This window comes from Lacrimispora sanguinis, from assembly GCF_044987295.1.
Taxonomy (GTDB): domain Bacteria; phylum Bacillota; class Clostridia; order Lachnospirales; family Lachnospiraceae; genus Lacrimispora; species Lacrimispora celerecrescens_B.
In genome coordinates this window covers 728,411-745,489 of sequence record NZ_CP173277.1, presented here as the reverse complement: position 1 = coordinate 745,489, position 17,079 = coordinate 728,411, and the positions used below count along the sequence as shown (strand labels likewise).

Below are 17,079 nucleotides of genomic sequence, written 5' to 3'. Positions count from 1 at the left end.
ACAGGTTACTATCATAAAGCGGTAGGGAGATATATGTCGAAATCGTTATACATTGCAGAAAAACCAAGTGTAGCCCAAGAGTTTGCCAATGCTTTAAAGGCGAACGGAAGGCGCAGGGATGGATATATAGAATCGGATCAGGTGATCATTACCTGGTGCGTAGGGCATCTGGTAACGATGAGCTATCCGGAAAGCTATGATCCCAAATTTAAGCGGTGGAGTCTATCCACCCTTCCTTTTCTTCCCAAGGAATTTAAGTACGAGGTGATTCCAAACGCTGAAAAACAATTTAAAATTGTTAGCAGTCTGCTAAACCGTCCTGATGTGGATACCATTTATGTATGCACGGACTCCGGGCGGGAAGGAGAGTACATATACCGCCTGGTGGCGCAAATGGCAGGAGTGAGGGACAAGAAGCAGAAACGTGTGTGGATTGATTCCCAGACAGAGGATGAGATTTTAAGAGGTATACGGGAAGCAAAGGATGAATCCGAATACGATAATCTTTCAGCCTCAGCCTATTTAAGGGCAAAAGAAGATTATCTCATGGGAATTAATTTTTCCCGATTGCTTACACTAAGATATGGCCAGCATATTTCCAATTACTTAAAAAGCGGGAAGAATACGGTAATATCCGTCGGCCGGGTCATGACCTGTGTCATGGGAATGGTGGTGCGGAGAGAGCGAGAGGTCAGGGATTTTGTTAAAACTCCGTTTTACCGTGTAATCGGAACCTTTTCCAGAGAGGATGCGGCGAACCCCGAATTGTCGGGTATGGATTTTGATGGGGAGTGGAGAAGCGCTCCTGGGTCCAAGTACTTTGAATCCCCGTTCCTTTATAAGGAAAACGGCTTTAAGGAACGAAAGTATGCAGAAGAGCTGATAAACACCCTGTCATTCATGGATCCCATGGAAGGAACCGTTGCTTCCATCGAAAAGAAAAAGGAAACAAAGAACCCTCCATTGCTTTACAATCTGGCTGAGCTTCAGAATGACTGCTCTAAGATGTTTAAGATCAGTCCTGATGAGACCCTAAAGCAGGTTCAAGAGCTTTATGAAAAGAAACTGGTCACTTACCCAAGAACCGATGCCAGAGTATTATCCACGGCGGTTGCAAAGGAGATCCATAAGAACATAGCCGGACTTAAGGGCTTTGAACCTTTGGCAGAAGCAGCGGCAGAGGTTATGGAGAAGGGCTCTTTTAAGACAATTGAAAAAACCAGGTACGTCAATGATAAGCAGATCACGGACCATTATGCCATCATACCCACCGGTCAGGGACTTGGCGCGTTGAGGGGACTGTCTCCCCTGACATTGAAGGTTTATGAAGTCATAGCGAGAAGATTTATAAGTGTCTTTTATCCGCCGGCTATTTATCAGAAGTATGCTTTGGAGCTTGTGGCGGATACAGGCCCCGTTTCAGATCCAGCCCCGAATCAGGAGCCGGGAAAGGAACATTTTTATGCTAATTTCCGGGTCATGCTGGAAGCGGGATATTTAAAAGTCGCAGACGTGTCCTGGGGAAAAAAGAAGCAGCAGGATGAAGGAAACGGCGAAGCGCCATCTGAGGACAATGGACAAGAGGAGAACAACCAGGAGTCCTCTCAGAATCAAATGGATAATCCCGCATTCGTTGCCATGCTTGGCACTCTGAAAAAAGGAATGAAGCTTCCTCTTAAAAAGCTGACGATTAAAGAAGGAGAAACCTCCCCTCCCAAGCGCTATACCTCCGGTTCCATGATCTTAGCCATGGAAAACGCCGGACAGCTTATAGAAGATGAAGAGCTCCGCGCCCAGATCAAGGGAAGCGGAATAGGAACCAGTGCTACCCGGGCTGAGATTTTAAAAAAGCTGTGCAATATCAAGTATCTTTCCTTGAACAGCAAGACCCAGGTAATTGTTCCCACTCTATTGGGAGAAATGATTTTCGACGTAGTCAATGCTTCCATCAGACAGCTTCTTAATCCGGAATTGACAGCAAGCTGGGAAAAAGGGCTGACTTATGTGGCCGAGGGGTCCATAACCCCGGAAGAGTATATGCAGAAGCTGGAGAATTTTGTTGCCGGGCGGACCGCAGGAGTTTTGAGACTTAACAATCATTACGATCTGCATGGTGTATTTGATGCTGCGGCAGCTAATTATAATAAACAAAAATAGGAGATTATAAAATGAAAAAAGAAGATATGACAAACCAGGATTTATTTGATACTACCCATACGATAGCAAAATTATTATTTGAGCAGACCACTTATCCATGGGAAATCATCCCGAAAATCAGTGAATTCATTGTTTCTCTGGGAGAGCGTCTTCCAAAGGATGAGTATGTTCACGTAGGAAAAGCAGTGTGGATTCATAAATCCATTAATCTTCCGCCAACAGCTTGTATGGGTGAGCATGTAATCATCTGTAAGGGCGCACAGATCCGTCATTGTGCATTTATTAGAGGCAACGCTATCATTGGAGAAGGTGCTGTAATAGGAAACTCTTCTGAAATTAAGAACTCCATTCTTTTTGATGGCGTACAGGTTCCTCACTATAACTATGTAGGAGATTCCATCTTAGGCTACAAGTCTCATATGGGCGCTTCTTCTCTGGCTTCCAACGTTAAATCCGACAAGTCTTTGGTTACTGTTCATGCAGAAGACGGGGATATTGAGACAGGACTTAAGAAATTCGGTGCGATCATTGGTGATTTCACGGAAGTTGGCTGCGGTGCAGTCTTGAATCCAGGAACCGTAATTGGACCGAAATCCAATATTTATCCTCTTTCCTGCGTTAGAGGTTGTGTGGATGCTAACTCCATCTATAAGAACCAGGGAGAAATCGTAGAGAAAAAAATGATTGAGGAATAAGGAACAGTACAATGGATAAACAACACACTGCGGCGAAGAATGGAACCTTTGGTTCCAGGATCGGGTTTATTCTCGCTTCTGTCGGCTCTGCGGTAGGTATGGGAAACATCTGGATGTTTCCCTACCGCCTGGGCCAGTATGGGGGAGCTGCTTTTTTATTGGTGTATTTTGGCTTTGTGTTTTTGTTTGGTATGGTCGGGCTTTCCGGTGAGTTTGCCTTTGGAAGGCTGACAGGGACAGGACCTATTGGTTCTTACGACTATGCCATGAAGACCAGAGGAAAAAAAGGAGGCGCCTTTATTGGAGCAATTCCTTTGATCGGGTCTTTTGGCATTGCCATTGGCTATGCCATCATCGTAGGCTGGGTTCTTAAGTATTTATTCGGATCCTTAAGCGGCGTGATGATGAATACGGATGCAACGGAATACTTTTCCAGCATGACAGGAAAATTTGGCAGCGTACCCTGGCATTTCCTTGTTGTTGTCATTACTGTGGCAGTGCTTGCAGGTGGTGTTTTAAAGGGGATTGAAAAAGTAAATGCAATCATGATGCCGTCTTTTTTTATCCTGTTTGCGATCATTGCGATCCGGGTCTTTTTTCTTCCAGGTGCTCTGGCAGGCTATGAATACCTGCTGGTTCCCAGATGGGAGTACTTACTGAAGCCGGAAACCTGGGTGATGGCTATGGGACAGGCATTCTTTTCCTTATCCATTACGGGCTCCGGAATGGTTATTTACGGAAGTTATCTGGATAAGAAAGAAGATATACCCAAGGCAGCCGTTACGACTGCATTACTTGACACGGTTGCTGCCCTATTGGCTGGTTTCGCCATCATACCGGCGGTATTTGCTTTCCAGATGGACCCTGCAAGCGGTCCGCCTCTTATGTTCATCACAGTACCAAAGGTCTTTTCCATGATTCCGGCAGGAAGATGGGTGGCAGTGCTGTTTTTCCTTTCTGTGCTGTTTGCAGGAGTCACTTCTCTGGTAAACATGCTTGAGGTGTGCTCAGAGGCTGTACAGACTCACTTGCATTTGTCCCGTAAAAAGGCTATCTTTTTGGTAGGAGCTGCGGTGTTTATTCCGGGACTCTTCATTGAATACGAGCCTTATATGGGATTCTTTATGGATCTGATTACAATATACGTAGTTCCCTTTGGAGCTGTTTTATGCTCTATTATGATTTATTGGGTATTAAAAGATGGAAAGATTATGGAAGAATTAAACAGGGGAAGGAAGAAGCCTTTAGGGGCCGCTTATCTTTTTACTGCCAAATACGTCTATGTTTTCCTTGCTGCGTTAGTGTTCGCACTTAGTATTCTATATAAAGGAATCGGATAAAATAAAGTTAATAAGAAACGCGCTTTGAAGTGGCAGGATATGCCGGATCAAAGCGCGTTTTTTGTGGTTCTTTGTGGTCTGTTATTTTGTACCGAAGATTCTGTCTCCTGCATCTCCAAGACCAGGACAGATATAGGCGTTATCATTTAACTGGCGGTCCAGATGTCCGATATAGATCTGTATGTCAGGATGTGCCTCACGAAGTCTCTTTAAGCCTTCCGGAGCAGCGATAATGGCCATGAATTTGATGTTTCTTCCGCCATGCTGTTTGATGAAATCCACAGCGGCTACTGCGGAACCGCCGGTTGCCAGCATGGGATCTGTCACAACAATGGTTCTCTGCTCGATTGGGCTTGGCAGCTTACAGTAGTATTCGTGAGGCTCATGGGTAACTTCATCCCGGTACAGACCGATGTGGCCTACCTTTGCTGAGGGAACCAAAGCCAGGATTCCGTTGACCATGCCCAGTCCTGCACGAAGGATCGGAACGACAGCCATTTTTTTGCCGGCAATCATAGGAGTCATACAGGTCTCAATGGGAGTTTCCACCTCTACATCCTGTAAGGGGAGATCTCTTAAGGCCTCAAATCCCATCAGCATTGCGATTTCTTCGATGAGGGCACGGAACTCATTGGTGCCTGTCCTCTTATCTCTTAAAATAGAGATCTTGTGCTGAATAAGCGGGTGAGTAAAAACGGTTACATTGTCCATTGAAAAGTCCATAATTGTTTTAAATCCTTTCTTTATTCTCTTAGAGTATCAGGGGTTACCGGTAATATGAGGTTTATGAGAACAACGATTTGCTTTCCTTTAAAAGTTTTTCCATGCAACAGTACCGTTAGTCGTAATGTTCCTCCCAGGGCGAAAATAATTCCACCCTGTGCTAAAGGTACGTTTCCTGGGATCACGGTTCCTTCCGGCCGGATAACTGCGGTGGCAGCGGCCAGAAAAGCGAAGGAGGAACCAGGAAATACAGGAACCTTAAATTTAGTACAGCAGTGGAATATTAAGTTGCCGGCACCTGTGGAAAGTAATGCCAGCGATGGATTGTGACTTGTCAGTATGACTGTGCACGGTTACACCAAAGGCGGTGAACAGATGCTGGATACTGAGCAGATAATCTCGGGTGGTCAGTTTTTCGTTGTTACTCATTTTTCTACCCCAATTCCTTTTATTTTCCGTCCTATTTTAACAGAGAACGAGGTAAAAGGCAACTATTTTTCCTATTTTGTCTCAGGAGTATATTTTATTAGCGCAAAATCACCCAGACTATGGGGTACCGGAATGGAAATAATAATGGTGCCGCGATCTTCATAGCTAAAGGATTCCGGAAAGGCAGGAGTGTGGCCTGAAGATGCTGCCTCCATAGGAAAATCCGCTTTTTGGAACATCTTTGTATAGGTTTCCAGGCTGGTTTGAGCCAAATAAGGGATCAGGGCTTCCGTAAGTTCAGGAGTGGCATCATAGAGCTGACAGTCATCAGAACGGATGTATTCAGCCAGCGCATTGGGGTCCACATAATCCGTGAGGCTTAGATCCTTTGCCAGAGACAGATCAACCGTGTTAGTAAAAAACAAATTAATCGGATGCGCTGCACCATCCCCGGAAAAAAGTCCGGTATATACAACTGTGATGCGCTTCCTGTCTACGGAGTTTACTTTTGCTGTAAGAGAAAGGCTGTCCTTTTCCCCGCTGACAGAATAGGCTTTTAATATCTCAAGGGCATTGCTTTTTAACAGAGCATTGATTTTTTCTTCCATAGCACCATCATCCAATCCGGAGACGGCTGGATACTGAATGGAAACGTTTCCCTCCTTATAGGTGTGGAGGGCAGCAGTGATGCCGGCGGCAGAGGTGTTCGTGCCTGATTCCGTCTGCTGAGCCTGGGTATCCGGGTTTTCGATTTTTACAGGTTCTGATGCTTCTGTGGCAGCGGACATGGTTTCTCCGGATGCAGCGGCGGAGGTGGCTGGTAAGTCTGTTTTAACATAATTTTTTTGCCCGCAGCCGCTTAAAATAAGGGTGCAGCCGATGAAAAGGGCTGGGATAACATTATTTCGTTTCATAGGATTACCTCCCTTTTGTATTGCGGATTTTTCTACAGTATATCACAAATATAGCAGATGTGCCTGTGATTTCCGTCGAATTAAGAAAAATATAGGAAAATTTTAGAAGTCAAGCTGCGAAGAGATGTACAAGACGCAGAATAGAGAAAAGGCTCTGGAAAACTGAACTTTTTCAGCTTTCCAGAGCCTTGCTCCCTGCCAAGGGTGTAGTGCCGGCAGTGGGACTTGAACCCACACGATGTTGCCATCAACGGATTTTGAGTCCGCCTCGTCTGCCATTCCGACATGCCGGCCTTTCTTACAACGCTCATTATTTTATCATAGGATTTTCCATTTGGCAAGTGTTTTTTTGCGATTATTAAATTGAAAATGAGTTAAATATATTGTATGATAGACAAAAGATGTAATTAAGGAGGTGTCTGGACCATGACATGTAAGGAAGCAGAACGTCTGGTCATGCCATACATCAATGATGAATTGACAGATGAAGAGTTAAGTAAATTTCTGGAACATATGGAGTCCTGTCCGGATTGCCGGGAGGAACTGGAAATATACTTTACTGTGGACGTGGGAATCAGGCAGCTGGATTCCGAAACAGGGAATTATAATATAAAAGGAGCGCTGGAGGCAACCATAGAACAGTCCAGACAAAGGCTTCAGGTTATACAGTGCATTAAAATTGCCAGGTATGCGGTGGCTACGATAAGTGTAATGGCACTGTTTCTCACGGTCCTTCTGCAATGCCGGATCTGGTTGCAGTGGGGCTTACTATGATGGGAGAACGTGCACAATGGGTATACCGGGTATACCTTTATGCCCAAAGAGCATGGGCAGGAAAGAGGTAACATGAATAGAAAAAATATAGTTTTAGTAGATGGAAGCAGTATGCTAAGGAACGCTTTTTTTGGACTTCCTTCCAATGGAGCGAGAGGCATTCAAAATCTGATCGTGAAGCTTTTAGAGGCAAAAGAAGCGGACTTTCTGGCTGTGGCCTTTGATTCCAAAACAGAAGGCAGCTGTAAGGAGATGTATAAAAACACAGCGGTGTATGAAGGGCTATTAAAGGAGGAAGAGCGCTTAAGGGAGGCGTTGGTCTCTCTGGATATTCCTGTTTTGGATAAGGAAGGATATGCTTCCGCCGATATTCTGGCTTCACTGGCAAAAAGGTGCCAGGAAGAAGAGAGGGAAATTCTACTTCTGTCTGGGGAACGAAAGCTTTTGCAGGCAGTGGAAGAGCATGTGACCCTTAAGATTCCGGTTGTTAAAGAAGGGGGGCTGGAGTTTAAGTCCTACTCCGTAGAGCTTATACGGGAAGAATTTGGCCTGGAGCCGGAGTCCCTGGCCGGAGTTTTTGCACTGGCCGGTGATTGGGGGATAGGCGAGAAAACCGCCTGTCAGTTAATAAGAGAGTATCACAACGTAGAAAAAATTTATGACCACATAGAAGAAATAGGATCTCAGAGAATCAAAGATGCGCTTACCGGGAATCAGGAAGCGATAAAGCAGAAGGAAGAATTTGCTTCTCTTCGAAGGGATTGCGATATCCACCTGGATTACACGAAAACTATTGAGCAGGCAGAGATTCAGAAAATTATTGATATGGATTTCGTTCCGGCTGTTTTCCCTGGAGAGGATGAGGAACCGTCCTTGGAATCTGGTTTTCATGCCGTAACAGACCTTTCGGAAGCTGAAACCATATTCTTAAAGTGCGGGGAGGGGTGCCGGCTGGGGCTTCAGCTGGTGGTTGAGGACAAGGCTGTGTCAGCCCTGTCACTTTGCCTCAGTGAGACGGAGTGCTACTGCTTCATTTCTGCGGGGGAACTTAGTCCGCAATATCTGGCAGAGAAAGCAGAGGAAATTTGTAAAAGAGCAGGACAGACAACCGTCCTTCACTTAAAGAGCCAGCTGGCGTTTTTAAAGCTTACGCTGGATAGTCCGGTATTTGATGCAGGAGTTGCCGGATATCTGTTAGATCCGTTAAAGGATTCCTATGAATACAATGATCTGGCGGAGGATTACTTAGATCTCTCCATCCCGTCAAAAACAGAACTTATAGGAAAAAGCTCCTTTAAACGTGCTCTGGAAGAAAACAGGGAAAAAGCTGTTTCCTGCATTTGCTATATGTCTTATGTTGCCTTAAAATGCCATGACCTGCTTCACGAGTCATTGGAAAAGGAACGCATGGATAAGCTGTTTTATGAGATCGAAATGCCATTGATCTACAGCCTGTTTCACATGGAAGAAGCAGGAATCCGTGTGGAAAGGGAACGCTTGAAGGAATATGGTGATCGCTTAAAGGTCCGCATTGCGGAGCTGGAGCAGAAGATATATGAAGAAACAGGAGAAACCTTTAATATCAATTCTCCTAAGCAGTTGGGAGAAGTTCTCTTTGACCGTATGAAGATTCCGGGAGGGAAAAAGACAAAAACCGGTTATTCAACGGCAGCGGATGTATTGGAAAAGCTGGCGCCTGACTGGCCTGCGGTCAACTTAATTCTGGATTACAGACAGCTGACGAAATTAAATTCTACCTACGCGGACGGGTTGGCAGCTTATATTGGGCCGGATGAGAGGATTCACGGAACCTTTAACCAAACCATTACGGCTACGGGAAGAATCAGCAGCACAGAGCCTAATTTACAGAATATTCCGGTCCGCGTGGAGTTGGGAAGGGAAATCAGGAAAGTTTTTGTACCTCAGGAGGGCTGCCGGTTTGTTGATGCGGACTATTCTCAGATTGAACTTAGGGTGCTGGCTCATATGTCAGGGGACCAGCGTCTGATTGATGCTTACCGACAGGCAGAGGATATCCATGCCATCACGGCTTCCCAGGTGTTTCATGTACCCCTAAATGAGGTGACTCCGCTTCAGAGAAGGAACGCAAAGGCCGTTAACTTTGGTATTGTATATGGGATCAGCTCCTTTGGACTGAGCGAGGGCTTAAGCATTACCAGAAAAGAAGCTTCGGAATATATCAGCAAATATTTTGAAACCTATCCGGGTGTGAAGACGTTTTTAGACGACCTTGTATCTGAGGCGAAAGAACAGGGCTATGCGGTCAGCATGTTTGGCAGACGCCGTCCCGTTCCTGAGTTAAAATCCTCAAACTTCATGCAGCGCTCCTTTGGAGAGCGGGTCGCCATGAATTCACCGATCCAGGGTACTGCGGCAGATATTATTAAGATTGCTATGATCCGGGTGGACAATGCCCTAAGAAAACAGGGATTAAAGTCCAGGATCGTCCTTCAGGTTCATGATGAGCTTCTCATTGAAGCATATCAGAATGAGGTTGATAAGGTAAAAGAGCTTCTTGCGGAAGAAATGAAACATGCAGCGGACCTTGCAGTGTCCCTCGAGGTAGAGGCCAATGTAGGTGACTCCTGGTTTGATGCAAAGTAAAATACCTCGCAGCAGGCTACAACGTATTATATGGGCCGCCGCCAGATGGTCATGCAGGCATGTCCGTTTGGCTTGCGGCCTTTACGAGAATAAAGGGTTGGTGACAGGATGAGAGTGATTGGATTGACCGGAGGAGTCGGAGCCGGAAAAAGTCTGGTTCTTTCCATTTTAAAAGAGACGTACGGTGCGGAAGTAATCAAAGCGGATGAAGTGGCCCATGAGCTCATGGAGCCGGGAGAAGAAGGCTATCTGGCTGTTAAATCAGCCTTGGGGGAAGACCTTCTAAACCCCGATGGAACCATTGACCGTAAGGCTTTGGCCGCACGCATCTTTCAGGATGACAGGGCAAGAAAAACCGTAGATGGAATCATTCACCCTATGGTATGGAAAACCATCAGGGATAAAATTGCTACTTCCCAAGCAGGGCTTATTGTGGTAGAATTTGCAATTATGGACGAAAAAATGGATGACAGCTGGGAGGAAATGTGGTACGTCCGTGCATCAAAGGAGAACCGGATCCGCCGTTTGGAGGAAAACAGGGGCTATACGAGAGAGCATTCGGAACGTATTATAGCGAGTCAAGCCTCTGAATCTGAGTTTTTAAACCGCTGTACGCGGGTGATTGAAAATAACGGCTCCATGGAAGATGTAAAACGCCAGCTGGCTGAAATATTGAGAAGTAGAGGGTAACACCCTGCGGGAATGTTCCCTAAAAAGCAGGTCTGAAAAGAGGATAATATGAGATTGGTAAGTATTGCAAGCGGAAGCAGCGGAAACTGCATTTATGTGGGTTCCGAAACCACGCATATCCTGGTGGATGCCGGGATAAGCAACAAACGGATTGAACAGGGGTTAAATGAAATCGGAGTAAAGGGCAGTGAACTGACAGGGATCGTAATTACCCATGAACATTCCGACCATACGAAAGGACTGGGAGTGCTGGCCAGGAAATATGGGGTTCCTATTTACGGAACCAGTGAGACCTTAGAAGAGATATCAAAGCAGAAGTATCTGGGAGAATACCCTAGGGAATTATTTTGTGCCATCAGGCCTGACGTGGATTTTAATGTTGGGGATCTGGAAGTAAAGCCATTTTCCATTGATCACGATGCGGTGAAGCCTGTGGCTTACCGGATCCAGCATGGCCGCAAGTCTGTTGCGGTTGCCACGGATATGGGGCATTACGACCAGTATATTATTGAGCATCTTCAGGGACTTGATGCAGTACTTATTGAGTCCAATCACGATGTAAATATGTTGCAGGCAGGGCCTTATCCCTACTATTTAAAACGCCGGATCCTTGGGGATCACGGACACCTTTCCAATGAGAATGCAGGGCGGCTATTATGCTGTATTCTTCATGAAAACTTAAAGAAGATTCTGCTTGGTCACTTGAGCAAAGAGAACAATTATGAAGAGCTTGCTTATGAGACGGTAAGACTTGAGATTACAGAAGGAGATAATCCATTTAAGGCATCGGATTTTTCCATTGCGGTTGCAAAAAGGGATCAGATGTCAGAGATTATTACGATATAATCTAATGAAGAGGAGAAAAATTATGAACAAAACGATTATTACAGTAGTTGGGAAAGACACCGTAGGGATTATAGCAAAGATTTGTACTTATTTAGCAAGCAACCAGGTGAACATATTGGATATTTCCCAGACCATTGTCCAGGGCTTCTTTAACATGATGATGATCGTGGATATCAATGATGCAACAAAACCTTTTGGTGAGTTGTCTGACGAGCTGGAACAGATTGGCGATGAAATCGGAGTAAAGGTAAAATGCCAGCGTGAGGAAATTTTTACCAGCATGCACCGTATCTGATGACAAGTTCAAGGCACAAGAAAAGGATGGGTTCCCGATATGTTAAATATGTTTGAAGTGAATGAAACCAATAAAATGATCGAACAGGAGCTGCTTGATGTACGTACCATAACCATGGGCATCAGCCTTCTTGACTGCAGTGACAGTGATTTAAAAGCAGTAAATGAAAAAATTTACAATAAAATCACAACCGTTGCAAAAGATCTTGTAGCAGTGGGGAAGGAGATTGAAAAGGATTTTGGAATTCCCATTGTAAATAAAAGAATTTCTGTGACCCCCATTGCCTTAGTCGGCGGCGCAGCCTGCAAGAGCCCGGAAGACTTTGTGACCATTGCACAGACTCTTGACCGTGCAGCCAAGGAAGTAGGCGTTAATTTCATCGGCGGCTATTCTGCTCTGGTGAGCAAGGGAATGACCGCAGCGGATAAAAACCTGATCTGCTCCATACCAAAGGCCCTCGCCTGTACAGACCGTGTATGCAGCTCTGTCAATGTAGGTTCCACAAAAACAGGCATTAACATGGATGCGGTAGCCCTTATGGGAGAGACCGTAGTGGAAACGGCAAAGGCCACCAAGGACATTGATTCCCTTGGCTGTGCCAAATTGGTGGTATTCTGCAATGCACCGGATGATAATCCTTTTATGGCAGGAGCGTTCCACGGAGTGACGGAAGCGGATGTCATCATTAATGTGGGAGTCAGTGGCCCGGGAGTTGTTAAGACTGCCATTGAAGCAGCCAGAGGGAAGGATTTTGAAGTTCTCTGTGAAACCATTAAGAAAACCGCCTTTAAGATAACACGTGTTGGTCAGCTGGTTGCCCAGGAGGCGTCAAGAAGGCTGAATGTTCCATTTGGTATCATTGACTTATCTCTTGCACCGACTCCGGCCGTTGGCGACAGTGTGGCTGAAATACTGGAAGAAATCGGCCTGGAACGGGTAGGTGCACCAGGTACCACGGCCGCTCTAGCCATGTTAAATGACCAGGTAAAAAAAGGCGGCGTTATGGCCTCCTCTTATGTAGGCGGTTTAAGCGGTGCGTTTATTCCGGTCAGCGAAGATCAGGGAATGATCGATGCGGTTGCCATGGGAGCGTTAAATATCGAGAAGTTAGAAGCGATGACCTGCGTCTGCTCGGTTGGTCTTGATATGATCGCAATTCCTGGAGATACACCTCCAACTACCATCGCAGGTATTATTGCAGACGAATCTGCGATCGGAATGGTAAACCAGAAGACAACGGCAGTCCGTATTATTCCGGTTATTGGAAAATCCGTGGGAGATACGGTGGAATTCGGCGGTTTATTGGGATATGCGCCTGTTATGCCGGTCAGCAAGTACTCCTGCGAGAAATTCGTAACCAGAGGCGGACGGATTCCGGCGCCTATTCATAGCTTCAAGAATTAAATGCCGGTGGAGGATGGATACGGAAGATGAATATCTATTTGATTCGCCATGGACGGCAAAGCAGCAAACTCTGTAATATCAATGTAGATTTATCCGAGGCAGGCCGCCGTCAGTCGGCTTTAGTCGGAGAACGGCTGGCTTGTGCAGGCATTGAAGCGGTATATTCCAGCCATTTGATCCGGGCGGTGGAAACAGCCAGGGAAGCAAACCGGTACTGGAATGCAAAGCACATCATAAGACAGGAGCTTAGGGAGATTTCCTTCGGAGATATGGAAGGCATGTCGGATGAGGAGATAGCTGTAAATTTTAGAGATTTTAAGAAAGAACAGGAGCGGCTGGAACACGACAATCCTTATCCGGGAGGCGAGTGCGCCGGGGATGTAATGAAACGGGCCATCCCTGTCCTTGAAGAAATTGCTGCAAGCGGCTATCAGAATGTAGCTGTTGTGACTCACGGAGGCGTGATCCGCACCGTGACATCCGCATTGCTTCATATGGAACCGAAATATTATCGTCTCCTTGGAAATTCCCTTGAGAACTGCAGTATTACAGAAGTGCACTGGAACGAAAAAACAGGGCGTTTCTTAATGGAGCGTTTTAATGATTATGCGCATCTGGAGCCTTACCCGGAGCTTTTGCGGGCAAGCTGGGTGGATGCAGAAAACTGAAATAGGAAAGGAATTGCCTGATTTCATGGAAGAAAAGGAAAAAGAACAATTAATTCAGATTGGAAGAGAGTTTCTTGATGAAAATCTGCTTCGGATCGTAATCAGCAATCCTTCGGATAAGCAGGGCGTTTCCAAAGTAAAGGTACGCCCGCTTTTACTAAAAGGAAGCTTGATTTTCCAAGCGGAAGAGCTGTTGGGAACCCAGGCTTTTCATAAGAATTATTCTGCAGAAGAATGCATCTCCTATATCGTGGATCTGCTTGATGGAACGCTTCGCCAGATGGAGCTGGAGTCCAGAAAAGGCCAGGTCAGAGTACTGATGAGCAAAAAGGGGTGTCCAAGCATCAAGATAAAGCGGCAGCAAAAAATTGCGGCGCCTTCCTCGGTTCTTCAGCATAACAGACAGAAAAGTTATATTTTAAAAGAAGGCACACCAGTCCCCTTTCTGGTGGATCTGGGAGTCATGACAGCGGAAGGGAAAATCATTGCTTCCAGATATGATAAGTTTCGCCAGATCAACCGGTTCTTGGAGTTTATTGAGGATATTCTCCCCAGGCTTGATAAGAGCAGAGAAAATGTAATCATTGACTTTGGCTGTGGGAAATCCTATCTGACCTTTGCCATGTATTATTATCTTCATGAGCTGAAGGGATATTCGATCCGTGTTATTGGGCTGGATTTAAAGCAGACGGTCATTGACGACTGTAACCGTCTGGGAGAGCGGTATGGATATGATATGTTAAAATTTTATCATGGAGACATCGCTTCCTATGAGGGGGTGGATCATGTGGATATGGTGGTAACTCTTCATGCCTGTGATACTGCTACGGATTATGCCATGGCAAAGGCGGTGCGCTGGGGCGCCTCTGTTATTTTGTCTGTTCCCTGCTGCCAGCATGAGTTGAATAAAACCATGGATCAGGAGCTTATGGCTCCGGTATTTCAATATGGTCTGATCCGGGAACGGATGGCAGCTCTTTATACGGATGCACTCAGAGCAGAGATTCTGGAAAACCAGGGATACCGGACTCAAATCCTGGAATTCATTGATATGGAGCATACACCGAAAAATATTCTGATCCGCGGAGTAAAACAGGGCGGAAAGAAGGATAACCGTAAGGAGATCCAGGAGATCTTGGAATTTCTTCATGGGAAGCTGACTCTTGCTGATCTGCTGTTAGAAGAGGATATGAATTAGAAAGTGGATGGTAATTTTTGATTATATGTGGTATGATATAAAAAACGATTTAAGGAGGAGAAATCAGTGCCTTTCATCAACTCGAAAGTAAATGTTGCATTATCAGAAGAAGAAAAAACAGCACTAAAAACAAAGCTTGGACAGGCCATCAGCCTCATACCCGGCAAATCGGAAAGCTGGCTCATGGTTGGCTTTGAGGATAACTGTTCCCTTTACTTTAAGGGGAATAATAATACAAAGCTGGCTTTTGTGGAAGTGAAGATTTTCGGTCATGCATCAGAGCGGGATTACGACAGACTGACCGCTGAAATCTGTAAAATCTATAAAGATGTGCTTTCCATTGCCCAGGATAAAATTTATGTGAAATATGAGGAAGTGGATCACTGGGGTTGGAACGGGGGAAACTTTTAGCTGCACCAGCTTATTCTTAGGTCGGGAGGAATGGTTTATGGAGCTTTGGGATGTTTATGATGAAAACCGGGTGGCCACTGGAAAAACTCATGTTCGCGGAGTTCCGCTTGGCACAGGAGAATATCACCTTGTATCGGATATCTGGCTTGTCAATGGGAATCAGGAGATTTTGCTCACCAAAAGGCATCCGGATAAGCCTTATGGGCTTATGTGGGAATGCTCTGGGGGCTCTGTCCTTGCGGGAGAAACCAGCATAGAAGGAGCCCTTCGAGAGCTTTCTGAAGAGGTTGGGATCCGGGCGGTAAAAGAGCAGCTCCGCCTGATTCATGCCATCCGTCTGAAAGAGCGGTTTGTGGACACCTATATCACCAGACAAAATGTTACCATAAAGGACATAACCATTCAGCAAGAAGAAGTGGTGGATGCGAAATTTGTTACGTTTGAACAGCTCCTTGAGATGTGGAAGCAGGGAATCGTAGTTCCGAAATCCCGGTTTCTTCTATATAAAGATAAGATCAGGGAATTCATTCAGCCGTCGTCATAGGATGACGACGGAATGAGTGAACTCATTTTTCATTTTTATTTGATATTTGTCCTGCACAATGGTCTGATAAATGTGGGAGCAGTAAAAATCCTGGCGGAGCATAGACCAGGCTGCTCCGGAAAGAATGAGTCTGGCATCGGCAGTTTTTGTGATGAGAGGGATGCTCCCTCTCTTTTTTATTTCTCCCATAAGATCTGCGGAAGTTTTTTTAAAGCCTAAAATACGGGCATAAGGGGCGTAGCCGGCGTTCCGGCCCAAAACAACCTGCTGGGTAGTAACTCCAAGAGCGATATGGAGAAGTGCCCGGCTGATCCGCGTATAAGTATACTGTTTAGTTTTTAGTTGGTTGATTTTTTCTTCAAAAGGAAGGTAATCCGGAAGCTGCCTTAAAAGTCTGGCTGCCAGTTCCTCTGATACGTCGGCATACTTCTCAAATGGAATTCCTTCACAGTCCAATTTAAGCAGCGTGGTATTTAATAAAGCGCTGAAATCATCAGGGAATACAGGAAAGCCTTGTGACATCATCTGCTTTACTGGATCTGGCACCTGTATGAGGGAAGACTCCATCTGCATGAGGATATCCGGGTTTTCATGAATGGCTTTCCGGATTCCGGTGGCAGAACTGAACCCTTCCGGGGCAAGACTGGTATCGTGGTATCCATATCCTTTTCTTGAAATGGTGACAGGAGTCATAGGGCTTTTCTGCCTGTAAAGAGCTTTACAATATTCAATTCCCAGAATGTTATTTGGGGATGCCAGAATGGAGGCCTCATCTTCATTTAAGATCCCGCAGGAAATAAGAGCCAGATTTCTTGCTTGGGGAAAGGTGGCTCCTTTTTTTAGCTCTCTGCGCAGCTCCTTCGTATAAACAGGGGGTTCTGTGGCTAAAATAGAAGCAATACCGGAAAGTTTTTCCACATTTCCGCATTCGCTTCCAAAACAAACGCTGCCTACCACTCCCAGATTGTTAAGAAGGGCGATCCCACAGGCCGCAAAATCCTCTGCGCTGCTGGAAGCAAAGACTGAAGGAAGTTCGATCACTAAATCGGCTCCGCAAGATAAAGCCATGGCTGTTCTGGTATATTTATCATAGATCGCAGGACCTCCTCTTTGGACAAAGTCCCCGCTCATAGCAACGATGCAGTAGTCTGCCTGAGTCATTTCCTTGGCTTTCTTAATATGATAGGCATGTCCATCGTGGAAAGGGTTGTATTCAGCGATAATACCAACGGCTAGAGAACTATTGTTTTTCATGGTAAAAAATATCCTTTTTCTTTTTCTTATCCTCTATTATGCGATTGTTTCGCAAAAAATGCAAATTATTTTAGCACAACACTTGAAAATTTTAGCGAATCCTCATAGAATA

General features: G+C 45.5%; 17 protein-coding genes and 1 tRNA gene. 14 read left to right on the top strand and 4 right to left on the bottom strand.

Going from position 1 to position 17,079, the window contains the following annotated elements:
• The first annotated feature begins 33 nt into the window (after positions 1-33).
• Genes ACHZES_RS03520 through ACHZES_RS03510 form a run of 3 tightly spaced genes read left to right on the top strand, consistent with a single transcriptional unit; the run spans position 34 to position 4,192 of the window.
• Entirely contained in the window at positions 34-2,157 is a 2,124-nt protein-coding gene (locus ACHZES_RS03520) for a DNA topoisomerase (protein ID WP_395547899.1), read from the top strand.
• Positions 2,158-2,168: 11 nt separating this feature from the next.
• A complete protein-coding gene (locus ACHZES_RS03515) occupies positions 2,169-2,852 on the top strand; it encodes a UDP-N-acetylglucosamine pyrophosphorylase (protein WP_038281772.1) in 684 nt (227 codons plus the stop codon).
• A gap of 11 nt (positions 2,853-2,863) precedes the next feature.
• Entirely contained in the window at positions 2,864-4,192 is a 1,329-nt protein-coding gene (locus ACHZES_RS03510) for a sodium-dependent transporter (RefSeq protein ID WP_154520531.1), read from the top strand.
• 81 nt (positions 4,193-4,273) lie between these two features.
• On the opposite strand, the gene upp is transcribed toward ACHZES_RS03510, so the two are convergent.
• A complete protein-coding gene (gene upp / locus ACHZES_RS03505) occupies positions 4,274-4,903 on the bottom strand; it encodes a uracil phosphoribosyltransferase (protein ID WP_025232901.1) in 630 nt (209 codons plus the stop codon).
• A gap of 75 nt (positions 4,904-4,978) precedes the next feature.
• Here upp and ACHZES_RS03500 point away from each other — a divergent pair, with 75 nt between their 5' ends.
• Positions 4,979-5,245, top strand: a complete 267-nt coding sequence (locus ACHZES_RS03500; RefSeq protein ID WP_330372953.1) for a hypothetical protein — start codon at positions 4,979-4,981, stop codon at positions 5,243-5,245.
• A gap of 170 nt (positions 5,246-5,415) precedes the next feature.
• Here the strand turns inward: ACHZES_RS03500 and ACHZES_RS03495 are convergent, their stop codons facing one another.
• Together ACHZES_RS03495 and ACHZES_RS03490 are read right to left on the bottom strand one after the other, a co-directional pair.
• A complete protein-coding gene (locus ACHZES_RS03495) occupies positions 5,416-6,258 on the bottom strand; it encodes a DUF4163 domain-containing protein (protein ID WP_395547900.1) in 843 nt (280 codons plus the stop codon).
• A gap of 210 nt (positions 6,259-6,468) precedes the next feature.
• Positions 6,469-6,551: transfer RNA gene (locus ACHZES_RS03490), tRNA-Leu, on the bottom strand.
• 133 nt (positions 6,552-6,684) lie between these two features.
• On the opposite strand from ACHZES_RS03490, the gene ACHZES_RS03485 reads away from it, so the two are divergent.
• The 10 genes from ACHZES_RS03485 (at position 6,685) to ACHZES_RS03440 (ending at position 15,713) form a co-directional block, all read left to right on the top strand.
• Positions 6,685-7,032 carry an anti-sigma factor gene (locus tag ACHZES_RS03485; RefSeq protein WP_038281781.1) on the top strand — a complete coding sequence of 116 codons (348 nt, stop codon included), beginning with the start codon at positions 6,685-6,687 and terminating at the stop codon, positions 7,030-7,032.
• A 72-nt stretch (positions 7,033-7,104) separates the two neighbouring features.
• On the top strand, positions 7,105-9,657 hold the full coding sequence (polA, locus tag ACHZES_RS03480) for a DNA polymerase I (RefSeq protein ID WP_395547901.1): 2,553 nt from the start codon (positions 7,105-7,107) through the stop codon (positions 9,655-9,657).
• A gap of 108 nt (positions 9,658-9,765) precedes the next feature.
• Positions 9,766-10,347 carry a dephospho-CoA kinase gene (coaE, locus tag ACHZES_RS03475; RefSeq protein WP_038281783.1) on the top strand — a complete coding sequence of 194 codons (582 nt, stop codon included), beginning with the start codon at positions 9,766-9,768 and terminating at the stop codon, positions 10,345-10,347.
• Between the two features lie 48 nt (positions 10,348-10,395).
• Positions 10,396-11,193, top strand: a complete 798-nt coding sequence (locus tag ACHZES_RS03470) for an MBL fold metallo-hydrolase (RefSeq protein WP_038281785.1) — start codon at positions 10,396-10,398, stop codon at positions 11,191-11,193.
• 22 nt (positions 11,194-11,215) lie between these two features.
• A complete protein-coding gene (locus ACHZES_RS03465) occupies positions 11,216-11,488 on the top strand; it encodes an ACT domain-containing protein (protein ID WP_038281788.1) in 273 nt (90 codons plus the stop codon).
• A 39-nt stretch (positions 11,489-11,527) separates the two neighbouring features.
• Positions 11,528-12,892 carry a PFL family protein gene (locus ACHZES_RS03460; protein WP_038281790.1) on the top strand — a complete coding sequence of 455 codons (1,365 nt, stop codon included), beginning with the start codon at positions 11,528-11,530 and terminating at the stop codon, positions 12,890-12,892.
• 26 nt (positions 12,893-12,918) lie between these two features.
• Positions 12,919-13,560 carry a histidine phosphatase family protein gene (locus ACHZES_RS03455; protein ID WP_154520535.1) on the top strand — a complete coding sequence of 214 codons (642 nt, stop codon included), beginning with the start codon at positions 12,919-12,921 and terminating at the stop codon, positions 13,558-13,560.
• A 25-nt stretch (positions 13,561-13,585) separates the two neighbouring features.
• The gene (locus ACHZES_RS03450; RefSeq protein WP_395547989.1) at positions 13,586-14,758 is read left to right on the top strand and encodes a class I SAM-dependent methyltransferase; all 1,173 of its coding nucleotides are present in this window, start codon (positions 13,586-13,588) and stop codon (positions 14,756-14,758) included.
• A 66-nt stretch (positions 14,759-14,824) separates the two neighbouring features.
• Positions 14,825-15,169 (top strand): phenylpyruvate tautomerase MIF-related protein, encoded by a 345-nt coding sequence (locus tag ACHZES_RS03445; protein WP_038281794.1) that lies wholly within the window; start codon positions 14,825-14,827, stop codon positions 15,167-15,169.
• Positions 15,170-15,206: 37 nt separating this feature from the next.
• Complete coding sequence (locus tag ACHZES_RS03440; protein ID WP_395547902.1) at positions 15,207-15,713, top strand: NUDIX domain-containing protein; 507 nt, start codon at positions 15,207-15,209, stop codon at positions 15,711-15,713.
• Here the strand turns inward: ACHZES_RS03440 and ACHZES_RS03435 are convergent.
• Positions 15,708-16,967 carry a nucleotidyltransferase gene (locus ACHZES_RS03435; protein WP_395547903.1) on the bottom strand — a complete coding sequence of 420 codons (1,260 nt, stop codon included), beginning with the start codon at positions 16,965-16,967 and terminating at the stop codon, positions 15,708-15,710. The genes ACHZES_RS03440 and ACHZES_RS03435 overlap by 6 nt on opposite strands.
• Positions 16,968-17,079 lie beyond the last annotated feature (112 nt).

Bases quoted from the DNA above. Each gene is read 5' to 3' on its own strand.
- ACHZES_RS03520 (WP_395547899.1), top strand. From the start codon at position 34: ATGTCGAAATCGTTATACATTGCAGAAAAACCAAGTGTAGCCCAAGAG.
- ACHZES_RS03515 (WP_038281772.1), top strand. From the start codon at position 2,169: ATGAAAAAAGAAGATATGACAAACCAGGATTTATTTGATACTACCCAT.
- ACHZES_RS03510 (WP_154520531.1), top strand. From the start codon at position 2,864: ATGGATAAACAACACACTGCGGCGAAGAATGGAACCTTTGGTTCCAGG.
- upp (WP_025232901.1), bottom strand. From the start codon at position 4,903: ATGGACAATGTAACCGTTTTTACTCACCCGCTTATTCAGCACAAGATC.
- ACHZES_RS03500 (WP_330372953.1), top strand. From the start codon at position 4,979: ATGAGAACAACGATTTGCTTTCCTTTAAAAGTTTTTCCATGCAACAGT.
- ACHZES_RS03495 (WP_395547900.1), bottom strand. From the start codon at position 6,258: ATGAAACGAAATAATGTTATCCCAGCCCTTTTCATCGGCTGCACCCTT.
- ACHZES_RS03485 (WP_038281781.1), top strand. From the start codon at position 6,685: ATGACATGTAAGGAAGCAGAACGTCTGGTCATGCCATACATCAATGAT.
- polA (WP_395547901.1), top strand. From the start codon at position 7,105: ATGAATAGAAAAAATATAGTTTTAGTAGATGGAAGCAGTATGCTAAGG.
- coaE (WP_038281783.1), top strand. From the start codon at position 9,766: ATGAGAGTGATTGGATTGACCGGAGGAGTCGGAGCCGGAAAAAGTCTG.
- ACHZES_RS03470 (WP_038281785.1), top strand. From the start codon at position 10,396: ATGAGATTGGTAAGTATTGCAAGCGGAAGCAGCGGAAACTGCATTTAT.
- ACHZES_RS03465 (WP_038281788.1), top strand. From the start codon at position 11,216: ATGAACAAAACGATTATTACAGTAGTTGGGAAAGACACCGTAGGGATT.
- ACHZES_RS03460 (WP_038281790.1), top strand. From the start codon at position 11,528: ATGTTAAATATGTTTGAAGTGAATGAAACCAATAAAATGATCGAACAG.
- ACHZES_RS03455 (WP_154520535.1), top strand. From the start codon at position 12,919: ATGAATATCTATTTGATTCGCCATGGACGGCAAAGCAGCAAACTCTGT.
- ACHZES_RS03450 (WP_395547989.1), top strand. From the start codon at position 13,586: ATGGAAGAAAAGGAAAAAGAACAATTAATTCAGATTGGAAGAGAGTTT.
- ACHZES_RS03440 (WP_395547902.1), top strand. From the start codon at position 15,207: ATGGAGCTTTGGGATGTTTATGATGAAAACCGGGTGGCCACTGGAAAA.
- ACHZES_RS03435 (WP_395547903.1), bottom strand. From the start codon at position 16,967: ATGAAAAACAATAGTTCTCTAGCCGTTGGTATTATCGCTGAATACAAC.